The sequence below is a fragment of the Aeromonas sp. R1-2 genome (assembly GCF_040908505.1).
GTDB lineage: Bacteria > Pseudomonadota > Gammaproteobacteria > Enterobacterales > Aeromonadaceae > Aeromonas > Aeromonas veronii.
In genome coordinates this window covers 1-16,930 of sequence record NZ_JBFODU010000024.1, presented here as the reverse complement: position 1 = coordinate 16,930, position 16,930 = coordinate 1, and the positions used below count along the sequence as shown (strand labels likewise).

The 16,930-nt window shown below is 57.3% G+C and carries 15 protein-coding genes and 1 pseudogene; 14 read left to right on the top strand and 2 right to left on the bottom strand.

Translation table 11 applies throughout. From position 1 onward, the window contains the following. Positions 1–96 precede the first annotated feature (96 nt). Complete coding sequence (locus AB5Y76_RS09200) at positions 97–360, bottom strand: hypothetical protein (protein WP_042056561.1); 264 nt, start codon at positions 358–360, stop codon at positions 97–99. Positions 361–574: 214 nt separating this feature from the next. Here AB5Y76_RS09200 and AB5Y76_RS09195 point away from each other — a divergent pair, with 214 nt between their 5' ends. From AB5Y76_RS09195 to gloA, 9 genes are all read left to right on the top strand, one after another. After that, positions 575–3,718, top strand: a complete 3,144-nt coding sequence (locus AB5Y76_RS09195) for a DUF3427 domain-containing protein (RefSeq protein ID WP_263717593.1) — start codon at positions 575–577, stop codon at positions 3,716–3,718. Positions 3,719–3,899: 181 nt separating this feature from the next. After that, entirely contained in the window at positions 3,900–4,481 is a 582-nt protein-coding gene (gene rsxA, locus AB5Y76_RS09190; protein ID WP_005337600.1) for an electron transport complex subunit RsxA, read from the top strand. 2 nt (positions 4,482–4,483) lie between these two features. After that, positions 4,484–5,062 carry an electron transport complex subunit RsxB gene (gene rsxB / locus AB5Y76_RS09185; RefSeq protein WP_005350799.1) on the top strand — a complete coding sequence of 193 codons (579 nt, stop codon included), beginning with the start codon at positions 4,484–4,486 and terminating at the stop codon, positions 5,060–5,062. A gap of 14 nt (positions 5,063–5,076) precedes the next feature. Next, positions 5,077–7,788, top strand: coding sequence for an electron transport complex subunit RsxC (gene rsxC, locus AB5Y76_RS09180; RefSeq protein ID WP_368177716.1), 2,712 nt, complete (start codon positions 5,077–5,079; stop codon positions 7,786–7,788). A gap of 11 nt (positions 7,789–7,799) precedes the next feature. After that, on the top strand, positions 7,800–8,852 hold the full coding sequence (rsxD, locus tag AB5Y76_RS09175) for an electron transport complex subunit RsxD (RefSeq protein WP_368177715.1): 1,053 nt from the start codon (positions 7,800–7,802) through the stop codon (positions 8,850–8,852). A 43-nt stretch (positions 8,853–8,895) separates the two neighbouring features. After that, the gene (gene rsxG, locus AB5Y76_RS09170; protein ID WP_005359614.1) at positions 8,896–9,528 is read left to right on the top strand and encodes an electron transport complex subunit RsxG; all 633 of its coding nucleotides are present in this window, start codon (positions 8,896–8,898) and stop codon (positions 9,526–9,528) included. 24 nt (positions 9,529–9,552) lie between these two features. Next, positions 9,553–10,305: an electron transport complex subunit E gene (locus AB5Y76_RS09165; RefSeq protein WP_041202329.1), complete on the top strand. Its 753-nt coding sequence runs from the start codon at positions 9,553–9,555 to the stop codon at positions 10,303–10,305. Positions 10,306–10,318: 13 nt separating this feature from the next. Next, entirely contained in the window at positions 10,319–10,960 is a 642-nt protein-coding gene (gene nth, locus AB5Y76_RS09160; protein WP_108612160.1) for an endonuclease III, read from the top strand. 56 nt (positions 10,961–11,016) lie between these two features. Then, positions 11,017–11,430, top strand: a complete 414-nt coding sequence (gene gloA, locus AB5Y76_RS09155) for a lactoylglutathione lyase (RefSeq protein ID WP_005347113.1) — start codon at positions 11,017–11,019, stop codon at positions 11,428–11,430. Between the two features lie 85 nt (positions 11,431–11,515). On the opposite strand, the gene AB5Y76_RS09150 is transcribed toward gloA, so the two are convergent. Next, a complete protein-coding gene (locus tag AB5Y76_RS09150; RefSeq protein WP_005359611.1) occupies positions 11,516–12,391 on the bottom strand; it encodes an OmpA family protein in 876 nt (291 codons plus the stop codon). Positions 12,392–12,614: 223 nt separating this feature from the next. On the opposite strand from AB5Y76_RS09150, the gene AB5Y76_RS09145 reads away from it, so the two are divergent. From AB5Y76_RS09145 to AB5Y76_RS09125, 5 genes and pseudogenes are all read left to right on the top strand, one after another. Continuing rightward, positions 12,615–13,580, top strand: a complete 966-nt coding sequence (locus tag AB5Y76_RS09145) for an autotransporter domain-containing protein (protein WP_368177714.1) — start codon at positions 12,615–12,617, stop codon at positions 13,578–13,580. 624 nt (positions 13,581–14,204) lie between these two features. Continuing rightward, complete coding sequence (locus AB5Y76_RS09140) at positions 14,205–14,747, top strand: hypothetical protein (RefSeq protein WP_236325090.1); 543 nt, start codon at positions 14,205–14,207, stop codon at positions 14,745–14,747. An 87-nt stretch (positions 14,748–14,834) separates the two neighbouring features. After that, positions 14,835–15,218 carry a hypothetical protein gene (locus AB5Y76_RS09135; protein ID WP_368177713.1) on the top strand — a complete coding sequence of 128 codons (384 nt, stop codon included), beginning with the start codon at positions 14,835–14,837 and terminating at the stop codon, positions 15,216–15,218. Between the two features lie 80 nt (positions 15,219–15,298). Continuing rightward, positions 15,299–15,869 (top strand): annotated as a pseudogene (locus AB5Y76_RS09130) (helix-turn-helix domain-containing protein); the annotation flags it as partial. An 87-nt stretch (positions 15,870–15,956) separates the two neighbouring features. Next, positions 15,957–16,874, top strand: a complete 918-nt coding sequence (locus AB5Y76_RS09125; protein WP_100645812.1) for an IS5 family transposase — start codon at positions 15,957–15,959, stop codon at positions 16,872–16,874. Positions 16,875–16,930: the final 56 nt, after the last annotated feature.

Here is a 16,930-nt window from a genome sequence, read left to right as displayed (position 1 = left end):
ATGTGTGCCGTGGCGCGCAAAGCGAGCGCAAATGATGATGTAATTTTTAAGGGGTGTTCAGTTGGGCGTTGCAATGGCTGCTGTTGTCGCGTTTGGCTAACTCTTCACTGGCATTAATGCTTCTGGAGTCATCACAATGAGCGGGATGGCCAGCGCCTGACTCAACCGCTCCGCCAGTTCGTAGGCAGGGCCGATGGTGTCGTAGTCTGCCACACAGGTTGCCAAGGCACAGCCGTTGCTCTCTTCGACTCGCAAGTAAACGCTGTAGCCTTGAACGGTCAGACCGCTGTCACGCACCACCTGTATCTCACCTTCCTGATTGATGGCCTCCAGTTCAACCGCTACCGGTTTCTTGAACATCTGTACTCCTCAGTCACTGCAGATAGTGGCAGTAATAAAGCCCAGCATGGGGTAAGAAAAAAATGCTGCCACATCTTGAATCTGTGAGCCACGTGAAAAAATTAATAATACGGGCTCCATAACCAAACATGCCACCGATAATAACATGCTGATTTAGATGAAAAAAATGATATTATCTCTTTCTTCTATAGACAATGTTCGAGGCTCGTGCGTGATGCAACAATGCGGTATTTATGAACAGCTCATTACTCAACTGCTGACATCTCGACTCGACCGCGAGCACTTTTACGTAGGGGAACGCCAGCTTGAACCTACCGAAGCGGCAGTTTGGTTATCCAGATTTCTGAGCCGGGTTTTGGAATATGCGGTGGGCTCGGTAACTGGAGAGGATCAGCTGCAACGGCAGATTGAGCTGGCTAACCAGTTATTGCTTTGGCTAAAGGATCGCACCCAAGACCCAGACTTTATTAGCGAGAACCTCATCGATAGTCAGGGAAAAATTCTGACAGCACTCTACCAGTTGGATAACCCCATCTCCGCCAATTTAAAGCAATATGCCGAGGATATTTTCCCTCTGACAGGTCTCACTCAGAGCGAACTGTTTTGTGGCAGCAATGCGGGTTTGTCGATGGAGTCGGAGATTAAACGGGAAATTTTATCGGCAGATAGCATCTGCTGGTTGGTCTCATTTATCAAATGGGCAGGTATCCGGATTTTCCGTCATGAGCTGGAAGAGTTCACTCGCAGCGGCCGCCAATTAAAAGTAATTACTACCTCTTATATGGGGGCGACCGACGCCAAGGCAGTTGAATTTTTAGCCAACCTCCCAAATACCGAAGTCAAACTCAGCTATAACACCCAGCGCGAGCGGTTGCATGCCAAGAGCTATCTCTTTTGCCGAAATACCGGCTTTCATACCGGCTATATAGGTTCCTCCAATCTCTCTCACTCTGCCCTCACTAGCGGCTTGGAGTGGAACCTAAAAATCACCTCGCAAGAGATCCCTCATATTATCGAGAAATCTCTAAGTACCTTTGAAACCTATTGGGAATCCGATGATTTTGAGCTGTTTGATGGCAAGCTCGAAAGCTGTACAAAATTGCAGCATGCACTGCAAGAGGCCCGTGGGGATGGGGACAAAAATAGCCCTGCCTATTTCTTTGATATCACGCCGTTTCCCCATCAACTGGAGATCCTTGAACAATTGGCGATGGAGCGCGCTTTACACCAGCGCTTCCGTAACTTGGTGGTTGCGGCCACCGGTACAGGGAAAACCCTGATCTCCGCTTTTGATTTTGCGCGTTTTCTGAAAACCAAACCCGACGCCAAGTTTCTGTTTGTCGCCCACAAAGAGGAGGTCTTGCGCCAAGCATTGGCCTCATACCGCGGAGTGCTCAAGCAATCCAATTTTGGCGAACTCTTAGTCGGCGGCGCCGTGCCAACCCACTACCGTCAGCTATTTGCCTCGGTGCAATCCTTGAATAACCAGCTGGCTAATTTACGTCTTAGCCCAGACTATTTCGATTACATCGTCATCGATGAGGTTCACCATATTGCGGCGGCCAGTTATCGCGGTCTGCTCGCCGCCTTTGAACCTCACATTCTGTTGGGATTAACCGCAACGCCAGAGCGCCATGATGGCAGTGATATTCTTGCCGACTTTTGTGGTGTCATCGCAGCAGAGATACGCTTGCCCGAGGCTATCAATCGTCGCCATCTCTGTCCGTTCCAATATTTTGGTATCGATGATGATACTGACTTGCGCCAAGTGGCTTGGAAAAATGGCCGTTATGACATCACTGAGCTCACCAATATCTATACCCACAATCAGCAGCGGGTACAGAAAATCGTCCAGAGCCTCAATGAGATCGTCACGGATATTACCAAGATCAAAGCACTGGCATTTTGTGTGAGCCGTGAACATGCCGATTTTATGCGCAAGTCCTTTTTATTGAAGGGCATCAAGGCTGATATTCTCACCAGCGATAACCGAGACGAGCGGTATAGCAAACAACAAGATTTGCGTACCGGCGTTATCAATATTCTCTGCGTGGTGGATATCTTCAACGAAGGGGTTGATATCCCAGAAGTCGATACCTTGCTGTTTTTACGACCAACGGAAAGCCTCACCATCTATTTACAGCAATTAGGGCGGGGCCTGCGGCTGGCGAGCGATAAAGAGTGCTGCACCGTGTTGGACTTTGTTGGCAATGCCCGTGCTGAGTATGACTTTGCCCAGAAATTCCGGGCTCTGGTGGGTAAAACCAATAAGGCGATCAGCCACGAGATCAAACAGGGCTTCCCTCACGCCCCATTGGGTTGCCGCATCGAGCTCTCAAAACAGACCCAAGAGTTCATTCTGAGCAATATCAAGAGGGCGACCCTCAATACCTCGCGCCTCATGGGCCTGATCCGCCGTTTCTCACAGGACTGTGATTTACCACTGACGCTGGCGAACTTTTTGAAGTTCTACCCTCACATCAGCCTTGAGGAGATCTACAAGCGCGGTAACTGGAGCGCCTTGGTCAAACAGGCTAGCAACCATACCATTTCTGAAATGAGCGATGAGAAGCTGTCGACCCTCTACACCCGGGCCATCAAAACCCGGCTATTGGGCTGCGATGCGCTCCATTACTTGAAATTCTTACAAACCTTGGTGGCAGACGCCTTTACCTTAACGGCCGAACACGATGAACGTATGGCCTTGATGTGCCATTACGACTTCTGGCAACAGAGCGGCCCCAATGCAGGCTTTAGCTCCTTGGCGCACAGCCTGAAACAACTCAATCAACCAGAGTTAAGGGCCGAGCTGGCAGATCTGTTGCCCATGCTGCTCAACCGGGTGCAACACGAACAAAGCGCCATGCCAAACCTTCCCGGTAATCCGCTGCAACTGCATGCTCGCTATGCCAGAGAGCAGGTGCTGGTTGGCTTTGGTGCGACCACCTTCGCGCAGCAACCCACGGCTCGCGAAGGGGTCTATGTCATCGCAGAGCAAAATATCGAGTTGCTGTTCGTGACCTTGAACAAAACGGAACAGCACTTCTCCCCCACTACCCGTTATCACGACTACGCCATCAACGAGTCGCTGTTTCATTGGCAGAGCCAAAACAGCGCTCGCCCAGAACGGGGTAAGGGGCTGAGTTACATAAACCACAGAGCAGAAGGTAAGCGCTTGTTTCTGTTCGTTCGTGAGCAGAGCAAAGATGAATTTGGCCGCACCCTTGGCTTTGTGAACTTTGGTGAGGTGGAGTACGTATCCCACACTGGCAGCCAACCGATGAACATTAAATGGCGTCTCACTACTCCGATGCCGCCATTTATGTGGAAAGAGGCCGCCAAACTGGCTGTTGGTTAGTAAGGCTTCTCACCCGGTGGGAAGATGACGCAAAACCCACCGGATTCTTGCCCAAAACCCCGGCTAAATTATCCAGTTGCATAATAACCATGCGGCCTTGCGGTTGTTTAACTTGCCCTAACATCAGATAATACCGGCCGCCTTCAAACCCGGATAACCCGACTTTCAGTGACGGTAATTGATGACTGAGTACCTGCTTTTATTGATCGGCACCGTGCTGGTTAACAACTTCGTGCTGGTGAAATTCCTCGGCCTCTGCCCCTTTATGGGGGTGTCCGGCAAGCTGGAAACCGCCATCGGCATGGGGCTGGCGACCACCTTTGTGATGACCCTCGCCAGTGCCAGCTCCTATCTGGTGGAGCACTATATCCTGCTGCCGCTGGATATCGCCTATCTGCGCACCCTCGCCTTTATTCTGGTGATCGCCGTGGTAGTGCAGTTTACCGAGATGGTGGTACGCAAAAGCAGCCCGACCCTCTATCGCCTGCTGGGGATCTTCCTGCCCCTCATCACCACCAACTGCGCGGTGCTCGGGGTGGCGCTGCTCAGCATCAATGAGCGACACGACTTTATCCAGAGCGTGATCTACGGCTTTGGCGCCGCCACCGGCTTCTCGCTGGTGTTGATCCTGTTTGCCGCCATGCGCGAGCGTCTGGTCGCCGCCGATGTGCCCGCCCCGTTTCGCGGGGTGTCGATTGCCATGATCACCGCCGGTCTGATGTCGCTGGCCTTTATGGGCTTTACCGGCCTTATCAAGATATAACCATGATCCATATTCTCTTTGCCATTCTGGTGCTCACCCTGCTGGCGCTGGCGTTCGGGATTATCCTGGGCTTTGCCGCCGTCAAGTTTCATGTGGAAGCAGACCCCATCGTCGATCAGCTCGATGCCCTGCTGCCCCAGACCCAGTGTGGCCAGTGCGGCTATCCCGGCTGCAAACCCTACGCCGAGGCGCTCGCCAACGGCGATCAGATCAACAAGTGCGTACCCGGTGGCGAGGCCACCATGCGCAAGATTGCCGATCTGATGGGGGTCGAGCCCCAGCCGCTGGGGGGTAGTGACGAGGCTGCGGTGCCAGTCAAAAAGGTCGCCTTTATCCACGAAGATCAGTGCATCGGCTGCACCAAGTGCATTCAGGCCTGCCCGGTGGATGCCATCGTCGGCGCCACCAAGGCGATGCATACCGTGATTGCCAACGAGTGCACCGGTTGCGATCTCTGTGTCGATCCCTGCCCGACCGATTGCATCGAGATGATCCCGGTGCCCACCACGGTCGATAACTGGAAGTGGGATCTCAATAACGTGCATGTTCCGGGCAAGATTCCGGTCAAGATAGTGGAATAAACAGCGGAGCAACCATGCATTCCTTACTCGAACGTATCAAAGCCGGCACGCTCTGGGACTTTCACGGTGGCATTCACCCCGCCGACAACAAGCTGCAATCAAGCCAGAGCCCGGTAGTAGACGCCGGTCTACCGCCGCGCCTCATTATTCCGCTGCGCCAGCACGCAGGCCCCGCCGGCGATCTGCTGGTGCAGGTGGGCGACAAGGTCAAAAAAGGGCAGCCGCTGACCCGTTATGCCAAGGGGCGGGTCGTCCCTGTCCATGCCTCCACCTCCGGCACCATCACCGAGATTGGCAACCACACGGTTGCCCACCCCTCCGGACTCGGCGATCTCTGCGTCATTCTCACCCCGGATGGGGAGGATGAGTGGGGCGAGCGCAATGGCAAAGCCGATTACTGGAATCTGGAGCGGGGCGAGCTGCTCGAGCGCATCCAGCAGGCGGGGGTAGCGGGCCTTGGCGGCGCCGTGTTCCCGACCCACAGCAAGCTCGACGGCCGCGGCCAGCTCACCGAGATCCTGATCGTCAACGGGCTGGAGTGCGAACCCTATATCACCACCGATGATCGGTTGATGCAGCAGTACGCCGACGAGATCATGGATGGCATCCGGGTGCTCAAGCACCTGCTCAAGCCCAAGCTGACCCTGATCGGGGTGGAAGACAACAAGCCCGAGGCAATCGAGCAGCTGACCCGTCACGCCACCGACGAAGATGTGCTGGTCAAGACGGTGCCGACCAAGTACCCCTCCGGCGGTGCCAAGCAAACTATCGAACTGCTCACCGGCCGTCAGGTGCCCAAGGGGGGCCGCGCGGTCGATATCGGCATCATGGTGCTCAACGTCGCCACCGTGTTTGCCATCAAGCGCGCCATCATCGACGGCGAGCCGCTGATCGAGCGGATCGTCACTCTCACCGGCGACAGCTTCAAGAAGCCCGGCAACGCCTGGGTGCGCCTGGGTACGCCGGTACGCTGGCTGTTGCAGCGTTTTGAACTGCAACCGGAAGCGGAGCAACGGGTGATCATGGGTGGCCCCATGATGGGCTTTACCCTGCCCCACGCCATGGTGCCTGTGGTCAAGGCCACCAACTGCCTGCTGGCGCCGACGCAGGCCGAACTGCCCGCCCCCGGCCCGGAGCAGCCCTGCATCCGTTGCAGCGCCTGCGCCGATGCCTGCCCGGCCACCCTGCTGCCGCAAGAGCTCTACTGGTACAGCCGGGCCAAGGAGTATGACAAGGCCGAGAAGCTCAACCTGATGGACTGCATCGAGTGCGGCGCCTGCGCCTGGGTCTGCCCGAGCGAGATCCCGCTGGTGCAGTACTACAAGATCGCCAAAGACGACATTCGCGAAGCCCGTGCCGAGGCCGAAAAAGCCGAACGCGCCAAGCAGCGTTTCGAGGCCAAGCAGGCCCGTTTCGAGCGGGAGAAAGCAGCCCGCGAAGCGCGCCACGCCGAAGCCGCCGCCCAGCGCCGTCAGACCATGACGGCCGCAGGCGGGGAAGATCCGGTAGCCGCCGCACTGGCCCGTATCAAGGCCAAGCAGGATGCCCCCATCACTGCCATTGCCGCCACCGCCGAGGGCTTGCCCGACAACAGCGTGGTGATTGCCGCCCGCGAAGCCCGCAAACGGGAAGCGGAAGCGCGCCGTGCCGCCAAGCTGGCAGAGAGCGCAAACAGCGAAACAGCCGCTGCGGCGCAACCCGCCGAGGCGGTTGACCCCGCCAGCGATCCAAAAAAAGCAGCCATCGCCGCCGCACTGGCGCGCGCCAAGGCCAAAAAAGCCGCTCAGGCTGGCGATAGCGCCGAGCCTGTGGCTGCCGAAGCCGTTGCTGCGCCTGCGGTAGATGCTGATCAGCAAAAAGCAGAGGTTGATCCGAAAAAGGCAGCAATTGCCGCCGCCATTGCCCGTGCCAAAGCCAAAAAGGCCGAGGCCAGTGGCGAGCCGGTAAGCGCAGCCAACAGCGCAACAACCGACGCTGACACCCAAAGCGATGCACCCGCAGATCCCAAGAAAGCTGCAATTGCTGCTGCCATCGCTCGTGCCAAGGCCAAAAAGCTGGCGCAGCAGGGCGACAGCGCTGAGGGCAACCCGACCGCAAATGCTGGCACCAGCGAATCCGCTGCAACCCAAAGCACTGTGCCATCTGCGGCCAGCGAAGCGGTCGATCCCAAGAAAGCCGCTATCGCTGCTGCCATTGCCCGCGCCAAGGCCAAAAAGCTGGCCCAGCAGGGCGAAAGTGCCGGTGCTGAGGGTGCGCAGAGTGAGCCAACTGCCAGCGCACAGACCCGCGACGTGGCGGTAGCCAAGAGCGAAGTAACCACCAGCCACAGCGATACGGCAGCAAGTGAAGCGGTCGATCCCAAGAAGGCCGCTATCGCCGCTGCCATCGCCCGTGCCAAAGCCAAAAAGCTGGCCCAGCAGAGCGCAAGTACCAGTGCTGAGGTAGAAAGTGCTGGTACTCAGGTAGAGAGTGTCGGAACTGAGGGTGAGCGCGCACCGGCCGAGCCGATGCAAAGCGATGCAGCCAGCAGTGAGCAACCACTTGCCGTCACTGTCGCGCCTGAAGCGAGCGCCCCTGCGGCTGATGCCCCGGTTGATCCGAAAAAAGCGGCCATTGCAGCCGCGGTGGCCCGCGCCAAGGCGAAGAAGCTGGCGGCTGAGGCAGCCAGAGCCGCAGAGACCGCCGCTGAAGATGCACCGTCAGCCGACCGAACAACCACAAGGTAATCGACAGACTCATGTTCAATATTGCGACTGCGCCGTTTGCCCATAACCGCAAACAGACCCGAACCCTGATGCTGCTGGTGATCCTGGCCTGCGTGCCGGGCTTGCTGGCCCAGACCTGGTTCTTCGGCTGGGGCTCCTTTATCCAAATCCTGCTGGCGATGGTCACTGCGCTGCTGTGCGAGGCGCTGGTGCTCAAGCTGCGGGGCCGCGCCATCAAGCCTGCCCTGATGGATGGCAGTGCGGCGCTCACCGCCGTGCTGATCGGTCTCTCCCTGCCGCCGCTGCTGCCGTGGTGGATGCTGGTGGTGGGCACGGCCTTTGCCATCATTGTCGCCAAGCACCTTTACGGCGGACTGGGCCAGAACCTGTTCAACCCGGCCATGGTCGCCTATGTGCTGCTGCTGGTCTCCTTCCCGGTGCAGATGACCAGCTGGCTGCCGCCGGAGAGCGTGCGCGCCTACAGCCTCGGCTTTGGTGATGCGGCGTCGGTGATATTCACCGGCTTTAGCCTCGACGGTTACAGCATGGCCCAGCTCAAGCAGGGGGTGGACGGTCTCACCATGGCGACCCCCCTCGATACCCTGAAAACCGGCCTGACTCAGGGACTCACCACCGGCGAGATCCTGAACGGCCCGCTGTTTGAGGGTTGGGGCGGCATCGGCTGGAGCTGGGTCAACCTCGGCTATCTGCTGGGCGGCCTGTTCCTGCTGCAACAGAAGGTGATCAACTGGCGCATTCCCACCGCGATTCTCGGTGCCCTGCTGGCAGCCTCCACCATCGGCTATCTGGTGAGCCCGGATGCGACCGCCACGCCCATGTTCCATCTATTCAGCGGCGCGACTATGCTGGGAGCCTTCTTTATCGCCACAGATCCGGTCAGCGCCTGCACCACGCCGCGCGGCCGACTGGTCTATGGCGTGCTGATTGGGGGGCTGGTCTACATCATCCGCCGCTTTGGCGGCTATCCGGATGCGTTTGCCTTCGCCGTGCTGCTGGCCAACCTCTGCGTACCCTTTATTGACAGCCTGACTCGCCCGAAAGTGTATGGAGCCCGTCGCCAATGATGTTTCTGCCCTTTTCCCCCATCACAGCTGACGGAGCCCGGACATGTTAAAGAGCATGCGCAAGAACGGCCTTATTCTGGCGATGTTCGCGCTCGGCTGTACCGCGCTGGTGGTACTGACCAACGAGTTGACCAAGGATAAAATCGCCCACCAGCAACAGCTGGAGAAACAGCAGACACTCTCGGTATTGCTGCCGGAGGGGAGCTATGACAACGATCTGGTGGCCAGCTGCAAGCAGGTGACCAGCAGGAAGTATCTGGGCAGTGATCAGCCGCAGGCCCTCTATACCGCCAGCAAGAATGGCGTGGTGACCGGCTATGCATTGGAGGCGATCGCGCCGGATGGCTACAGCGGGGCGATCCGCATCGTGGCGGGTTTTGATGCCAAGGGCACCATCACCGCCGTGCGCGTGCTCGCTCACAACGAGACCCCGGGCCTGGGTGACAAGATCGAGCTGAAGAAATCGGACTGGATCAACAGCTTTGCCGGAAAATTCCTGACCCATGACAACGAGCCCCAGTGGGCGGTGAAGAAGGATGGCGGCGAGTTCGATGCCTTTACCGGCGCCACCATCACCCCGCGAGCCGTGGTCAAGGCGGTGAAAAACCTGCTTAAACTGCAGCAGGAGCAACCCGAACTGCTCAGCAACGCCCCGGCTTGTCCGGCGGCGAACTAACGGAGTCGAGCCATCATGAACCAGATGGAACAGATTGAAACGGGCGCTGCCCCGATTGCCGAGCTGGAAAGCCGCAAGGGCGAGCTCAAGGAGCTGATGAGTCAGGGGCTGTGGAAGAACAACCCCTCGCTGGTGCAGGTGCTGGGGCTTTGCCCGACCCTCGCCGTCTCCTCCACCTTTACCAACGCGCTGGGGCTGGGCCTTGCCACCATGGCGGTGCTGGTCTGCTCCAACCTCGCCGTCTCGCTGGTGCGCAACTGGGTGCCGAAAGATATTCGCATCCCGGTCTATGTGATGATCATCGCCTCGCTGGTAACCAGCGTGCAGCTGCTGATGAACGCCTACACCTATGGCCTCTATCAGGCGCTCGGCATCTTTATCGCCCTCATCGTCACCAACTGCGTCATCATCGGCCGCGCCGAGGCCTATGCCTCCAAGAATCCGCCGCTGCTGGCGGCCCTCGACGGCCTGATGATGGGCCTTGGCTTTACCCTGGTGCTGCTGGTACTGGGCGGCATGCGCGAGATCATCGGCATGGGCACTCTGTTTGATGGCGCCGAGCTGCTGCTGGGCGAGTGGGCCAAATCCCTGCGCATCGAGCTGTTCCACGCCGATGCCAGCCTGCTGCTGGCGATTTTGCCGCCGGGCGGCTTTATCGGGCTGGGGCTGTTGATCGCTGCCAAGAACGCCATCAACGACTGGCGTGATCGCAAACAGGCCGCTACCGTGGCCCACTGCAACGTTGCCCCGGCTCGCGTCCGGGCGACCGAGCTATGATCGGACGCCTAGCATGAACAACCAGAAACGCAGAGAGATATTGGAGCGGCTGCGGGAAAACAACCCGCACCCCACCACAGAGCTCAATTTCAACTCGCCGTTTGAACTCCTGATCGCAGTGCTGCTCTCGGCGCAGGCGACCGATGTCAGCGTCAACAAGGCGACCGACAAGCTCTATCCGGTGGCCAACACCCCGCAAGCGATGCTGGATCTCGGGGTGGACGGGCTCAAGGAGTACATCAAGACCATTGGTCTCTTCAACACCAAGGCCGAGAACGTCATCAAGACCTGCGCCATCCTGCTGGAGCGCCACGGCGGCGAGGTGCCGGAGAATCGCGAAGCGCTGGAAGCCCTGCCGGGCGTCGGCCGCAAGACCGCCAACGTGGTGCTCAACACCGCCTTTGGCTGGCCCACCATCGCCGTCGATACCCATATTTTCCGGGTATCGAACCGCACCGGCTTTGCGGTAGGCAAGAACGTGGATCAGGTGGAAGAGAAGCTGCTTAAAGTGGTACCCGCCGAGTTCAAGCTGGATGTCCACCACTGGCTCATCCTGCACGGGCGTTACACCTGTCTGGCTCGCAAGCCCCGTTGTGGTTCCTGTATCATCGAGGATCTGTGCGAGTACAAAGAGAAGGTCTATCCCGAGAACTGATAGCCTCGCAACCGAGATTGAAAGCAGTACACATCACCAACCCGGAGAACTGAGCAATGAGAATTCTGCATACCATGCTGCGTGTCGGCGATCTGCAACGCTCCATCGACTTCTACACCCGTGTCCTTGGCATGAAGCTGCTGCGCAAGAGCGAGAACAGCGAGTACAAGTACACCCTGGCTTTCGTCGGTTACGGTGACGAGAAGGATGAAGCGGTGATCGAGCTGACCTACAACTGGGGGGTGAGCGAGTACGAACTGGGCTCAGCCTATGGCCACATCGCGCTGGAAGCGGACGACATCTATGCCACCTGCGATGCCTTGCGCGCCGCCGGTGCCAAGATCACCCGCGAACCGGGCCCGGTCAAGGGCGGTACCACCGTCATCGCCTTCGTCGAAGATCCGGACGGTTACAAGATTGAACTGATTGCCAAGAAAGATGCCGGTACTGGCCTCGGTGACAGCTTCTAAGCAGCCCTAATCCCGCTGCCTAATGGCAGGATCAAAAAAGAGCGCAGATGCGCTCTTTTTTATGCTTCTCTGACCTAGGACGGCGCTAGATCTCGCCATTGCGCCCCATGCTGATCACCACCCGCCGGTTCTTGGCACGTCCCTGTTCGGTTTCGTTGGAGGCAACGTGCTGCTTCTCACCATGCCCCTCCACCGAGATCTTGCCGGGATCGATCCCCAGATCGACAAACACCTTCTTGATGGCATCGGCCCGCTTCTCGGAGAGTTTCAGGTTCGGCCAGCGGCCGCCATAGCTGTCGCTGTAGGCGTCTATCACCACTACGTCGATGCTCTTATCCGCCTTGATAAACTCGCTGATCATCGCCAGCCGCCGCTTGGAGGGGATGGAGAGCTGATCGCTGTTCTTGTCGTAGGTGAGCACGCTAAAGGCGATGTCGTTGAAGCTGTAGGGCAACAGTCCGCTCAGACAGTCTATAAAGGCCTGATATTTCACCCGAAAGTTGACCGACGAGAGGGACACTCGCACCGCACGGTTCTGGCGATACCAGTCCCGATACTGGAAGGTCGGCATCCGCCCCCCCTCCAGCTCGTCGAGCATGGTCCAGGCGGTTTGCCCCTCTACCAGCCCATCGAACTGCTGATAGAAGCGCAGCTGGCTCACTTCTCGCCCGGCGATCCCCGGGCGCCATACCGGCGGCATGATGCCAAGGCTCACCGTCTGGGTCTGGGCCTGCGGCCGCTTGCCCTTGAGCTCGAAGTCGAGGTTGATCTTGCGCCCGGCGCGGCTGACAAAGGCCCCCGTTCCCCAGTTGGGAATAGGATGCTCGAGGCGACACTCAATCTGGGTATCGGAGGTCAAACGCCAGACGGATTGATCCAGACCGGCACCAAATTCGGTGACTCCAGCCTGTAACTGCATACTCACGGATATGCTGACCAACCCCAACATCCAAGCGTTCAATTGCTTGTCCTCCACACGATCTCACAAGAGATATCGGCGGCAAGAGGCCAAGCTTTAGCGACAAACTGCAAAGGCGTGCCGTTGGTGTGGCAAAGGCTTGCCCCCAAGCGGCAACTGACCGCAAGCGGCGCTTGTTCCCCCCTCTTAGCTCCGTGCCAACCGGCAGGAAGCTCGCTACAGTAAAACCAGGGCAACCAGACGCCGCTTATCGGGAACCACACTCATGCACAGCTCTTGCTCCTCTTTATTGCAGATGTTGTTGCCAATGCTGCTGGCGCTATCCGGCGGCGCCGTCAAAGCCGCAACACAGGATCAGGAGTGGGCACAGGAGCGCGCCAATGCGGTGCTCTCGCTGATGACTTTCACCGTGGTGCCCGACATCACCGCCAGCAACCTCGATATCGGCAGCGGCACCAATCAATCTGCCGCCCTGAACATGACCCAGATCGGTGGCGGCGCCACCATGAGCGAAGCCGTGCCCATCTATCTGGAAGGGGCGATCGGCTTTAGCCGCTACGATCCCCAGTTTGTGGTGAGCAACGGCACCGAGAGCCGCACCCTCCCGACCAAATGGAACAGCCTGACAGCTTCAGGCGGGATCGGCTGGGATATCGCCCTCCATGAAGACCCGCGCGGTGGCCACTGGGTACTTCGCCCCATCGCCAACGTCTCGCTCGGTACCATGGCCAGCGATCTGCGGATCGGCAACTGGCTGCTGGAGCGCACCAAGGGCTACTCGCTGGATTTTCTCGATGGTGGGCAGCTCAATATGTACGGACTGGGAGGCTCGCTGATGCTCGACTACGAGCTCTTTTCAAAGGTGCAGGATATCGATATCGAAGTGCGCTACTCCTACCAACACCTGCAAAGCTTTGGCGGTACCTCGACCAGCGTCCGTGGTCACGCCGAGGCGGAGAACCTCGGTCTCTATCTGCGCCGCCGGGCCCCGCTGTTCCACTGGCCCCTGCTCGACAGACCGGTACGCTATGTACTGGAAGGGGCCCATACCGCATATCTGGGGGAGCAGCGGGGGTTGCTTGGCTTTGACTCCCTCAACTCTATCGGCGCCGGTCTGGAGCTGGACAGCAGCAAATACGACATCATAGTCACCCGTACCCGGCTGGTTGCCCGCTATATGTTCAGCCACAACACCAGCGGTTATTCCATCGGGTTGGCCATGAGTTTCTGAGTCGTTAGTTTTGCCTGCCAAGAGTGGGCAATCCTCAGGAAAAGTACATTAACACTCCAGATAATCATGTCTCTATTGATGGAGGGTTTATTTATTCTGTCCTTTTCATATGCCTCACCACCCAGTCATATCAGGTAAAAATATCTGCCTGCTGGTAGGCTAATTCCCCCCTCACACACCGAATATTGGAGTTTTTTGTCTGTGTATTTACGGCGCGCAATGGCTGATTGGCCCTTGATATCGCCAGCCTGTGCCATCATGCAACATAGGAAATACTCTACTCCCGGCATTGCAGCCCTATGGCCAACTTTATCGACACCCATAAGGAACCATCCCGGATGGTCCCCCATCTTTTTCAAAGTGACTTAAACCACATATAACCCATTGTTTTAAATGGTTTATAGTTTTTCATATTTTATGAACCCAATTAATCCTGTTTTATTTTACTTACATCACCCTACTGCTAAATTTGGCGTCATCCCGGCGGGACGAGGCGCACTGAAACGACTGACTGCGGGCTACCAATAACAGGTGTGCAATGAGCACATAAATAACGTTCAGGCATAGCAACCGTTATTTTGACGACATCACACTTGCTGATCCTTGTTGATTTGAGGTTATCTGATGAAAAAAACGCTGCTTGCTCTCTCTGTATTGGTCATGACCGGAACCGCATATGCAGGGGTGCCTGATTTATCCGCCAGCTGTCCTGGACATATTAATCTTCGCGTCGAAGATGGCACGGCTTATATCAATAACCAGCAAGTTCCGCTTAAAAAAGTGAATTCAAATTTCTACGAGGCGAGCAAGGGGCGCACCACCCTCTCCATGGTGAAAAATGGCGACTGGGGCATCACCTATTTTGTCAAAAATGGCGACAGCGGCGCCTGCCAGCTCAATGACGATGAGAACGATGTCGACGGCGATGATGATGAGAGCGCCAGTAGCAGTGCCTACAACGGCAGCACTGCACAAACCAAGGTTGCCGAGAACGCCTGCATGAACGCCGTCGCCAGAAAAGCGGGCGTCAGCCGCAGCAAACTGACCCTCGACTATGTGGCCGACTCCCAGGCGGGGATGATGATTGATATCAAGGGGCCCCATGACCGGCTCTGGCACTGCCTCACCGACTCCCACGGCCATATTTCGGGGATCAATCAGGACTGATTTCGAGCCATGGCTCAACGGGGCCCACACCGACCGTGGGGGCTCCACCCCTTATCCATTGTAATTATTTGATACAGGTAAATGAAAATGAAATCCAAACAGACTCTGCTCAATGTCACCCTCGGTTGCCTGCTGGCGGTCGGTATCTCCGGCTGCGCCGTGGCCAAAACCCATCACGGCCACAAGACCCATGCCCAAGCGCACGCTCAGGAAGGGGCCGTGCAGTATGGCGACGAGAGCCCGTGGGCTGGCAACTATAAAGCGGTCACTGACGATGGCCGCACCGTGGCCGAAATTCACGTCGATACCACAGGGGAGACCTATATTGATGGCAATCAGGTCAAACCAAGTCACAGCGGCAGCGACCACCTGAAATTCAAGCAGGAGACCATCACTTACACCCTGCGCAAAAGCGGCGCCAGCTGGAAAGACAGCGATGCCGGCACCAGCGGCCGCATCCTGTTCGATTGATAACCCCGACACCGGCCTTGCCAGACACCAAGCTCCGCCAAGGGGCTTTTTTGCACCTGCAAAATACTATCAGCCTCTGCATGATCACCAACGAGAAAATAGCACGTCGCAAACTCAGCCTGCTAGCGCTCGCCAAAGAACTCAATAATGTCAGCAAAGCCTGCAAGCTCATCGGCTACAGCCGTCAGCAGTTCTACGAAATTCGCCGTAATTACCAGACCTATGGCGCCGAGGGCTTGCTCGACAAATTGCCCGGCTGTAAAGGAGCTCATCCCAATCGGGTCGCACCCGAGATTGAACAGGCCATTCTCGATTATTCCCTCCCCAGATCAACTCATGGCCCGCTGCGGGTCGCGCAAGAACTGGCTCTGCAAGGCATCAATGTCTGTGCGGGTGGGGTGTGGGGTGCGTGGCGTGTGGCGTGTGGCAACGGCACGACTTGCTCTCCAAACACGACCGCTTGTTGCGCCTCGAGAAAACGCACCGTGAGCAGACCATTGAGCTCAATGACGAGCAGATTCGCCTGTTAGAACGCTTCAGCCCCGAGTTTCGCGAACGCCAGATTGAGGTTCACTACACCGGGGAACTGGTGGCAGTCGACACCTTCTTCGTCGGTGCACTCAAGGGGTGGGCAAGGTGTATCTGCAAACGGCGTTGTTGCCTAAATCGATGCAGTTTGAAGGGAACTTACTGAGGACTCGGAGATCTGATCACCACCATCCTCTTCAAGTTTGCATCATGGGCACGTCGCTTCACCCCATCACCAACTGGCCTACATACAACAAGTCTTTGATTAACCGTGGTTCACTCACCTTCTGGGTTGATGCCGAAGCCATGAACAGCTGGTTTCACCACGACCATCATGGGCGCCGAGGTCGCAGCCAGCTTTACACCGACCAGACCATCTGTACCTTCCTGATGCTCAAGGGGATTTTCAACCTCACTCTACGGGCCACTCAGGGACTACTAGACTCCCTGTTCGAGTTGATGAATGTACCGTTGTGCGCACCGGACTATAGCTGCGTCAGCAAGCGAGCACGCTCGGTGACTGTGGCTTATCGACAGCCCCCAAAGGAACGTATTACCGACTTGGTTATCGACTCAACCGGGCTGAAGGTGTTTGGGGAAGGCGAGTGGAAGGTCAGAAAACACGGTTCGGAGAAGCGGCGAGTGTGGCGCAAGTTGCATCTGGCGGTAGACCCGGTGACCCACGATATCGTGGCGGCGGAAGTCTCACTGGAAAATGTCCATGATGCCGAGGTGTTGCCCACCTTGCTCAACCCTCTGCGGCGTAAGCTGGGACATGTTTATGCGGATGGTGCCTATGACAGCAAAGCCAGCCATCAGCTTATCTCGCGCAAAGGGGCGACAGCCTGTATCCCGCCTCGTAAGAGCGCGGGGTTATGGAAAAAGGGGCATCCAAGAAATGAGGCCGTGCTGGTGATGCGCAAGAAAGGGCTGGCGCACTGGAAGAAGATATCGGGGTATCACCGTCGCTCGCTGGCAGAGACGGCGATGTATCGGCTCAAGCAATTGCTGGCGGGGAAAATCAGTCTGCGTAACTACAACGGCCAAGTGGGAGAAGTCATGGCGTATGTTAGCGCCATAAACAAGCTGAATACCCTTGGTCTACCTGTCAGAAAGCCCCGAGTGTAGCGGTCACCAGGGGCTGGGGCAGTTGCTGCTTGATGGTTGATTTGGGAAACAACGCC

What these genes read in the sequence shown, in the direction of transcription:
- AB5Y76_RS09200 (WP_042056561.1), bottom strand. Translation starts at nt 360, where the DNA reads ATGTTCAAGAAACCGGTAGCGGTTGAACTGGAGGCCATCAATCAGGAA.
- AB5Y76_RS09195 (WP_263717593.1), top strand. Translation starts at nt 575, where the DNA reads ATGCAACAATGCGGTATTTATGAACAGCTCATTACTCAACTGCTGACA.
- rsxA (WP_005337600.1), top strand. Translation starts at nt 3,900, where the DNA reads ATGACTGAGTACCTGCTTTTATTGATCGGCACCGTGCTGGTTAACAAC.
- rsxB (WP_005350799.1), top strand. Translation starts at nt 4,484, where the DNA reads ATGATCCATATTCTCTTTGCCATTCTGGTGCTCACCCTGCTGGCGCTG.
- rsxC (WP_368177716.1), top strand. Translation starts at nt 5,077, where the DNA reads ATGCATTCCTTACTCGAACGTATCAAAGCCGGCACGCTCTGGGACTTT.
- rsxD (WP_368177715.1), top strand. Translation starts at nt 7,800, where the DNA reads ATGTTCAATATTGCGACTGCGCCGTTTGCCCATAACCGCAAACAGACC.
- rsxG (WP_005359614.1), top strand. Translation starts at nt 8,896, where the DNA reads ATGTTAAAGAGCATGCGCAAGAACGGCCTTATTCTGGCGATGTTCGCG.
- AB5Y76_RS09165 (WP_041202329.1), top strand. Translation starts at nt 9,553, where the DNA reads ATGGAACAGATTGAAACGGGCGCTGCCCCGATTGCCGAGCTGGAAAGC.
- nth (WP_108612160.1), top strand. Translation starts at nt 10,319, where the DNA reads ATGAACAACCAGAAACGCAGAGAGATATTGGAGCGGCTGCGGGAAAAC.
- gloA (WP_005347113.1), top strand. Translation starts at nt 11,017, where the DNA reads ATGAGAATTCTGCATACCATGCTGCGTGTCGGCGATCTGCAACGCTCC.
- AB5Y76_RS09145 (WP_368177714.1), top strand. Translation starts at nt 12,615, where the DNA reads ATGCACAGCTCTTGCTCCTCTTTATTGCAGATGTTGTTGCCAATGCTG.
- AB5Y76_RS09140 (WP_236325090.1), top strand. Translation starts at nt 14,205, where the DNA reads ATGAAAAAAACGCTGCTTGCTCTCTCTGTATTGGTCATGACCGGAACC.
- AB5Y76_RS09135 (WP_368177713.1), top strand. Translation starts at nt 14,835, where the DNA reads ATGAAATCCAAACAGACTCTGCTCAATGTCACCCTCGGTTGCCTGCTG.
- AB5Y76_RS09125 (WP_100645812.1), top strand. Translation starts at nt 15,957, where the DNA reads ATGGGCACGTCGCTTCACCCCATCACCAACTGGCCTACATACAACAAG.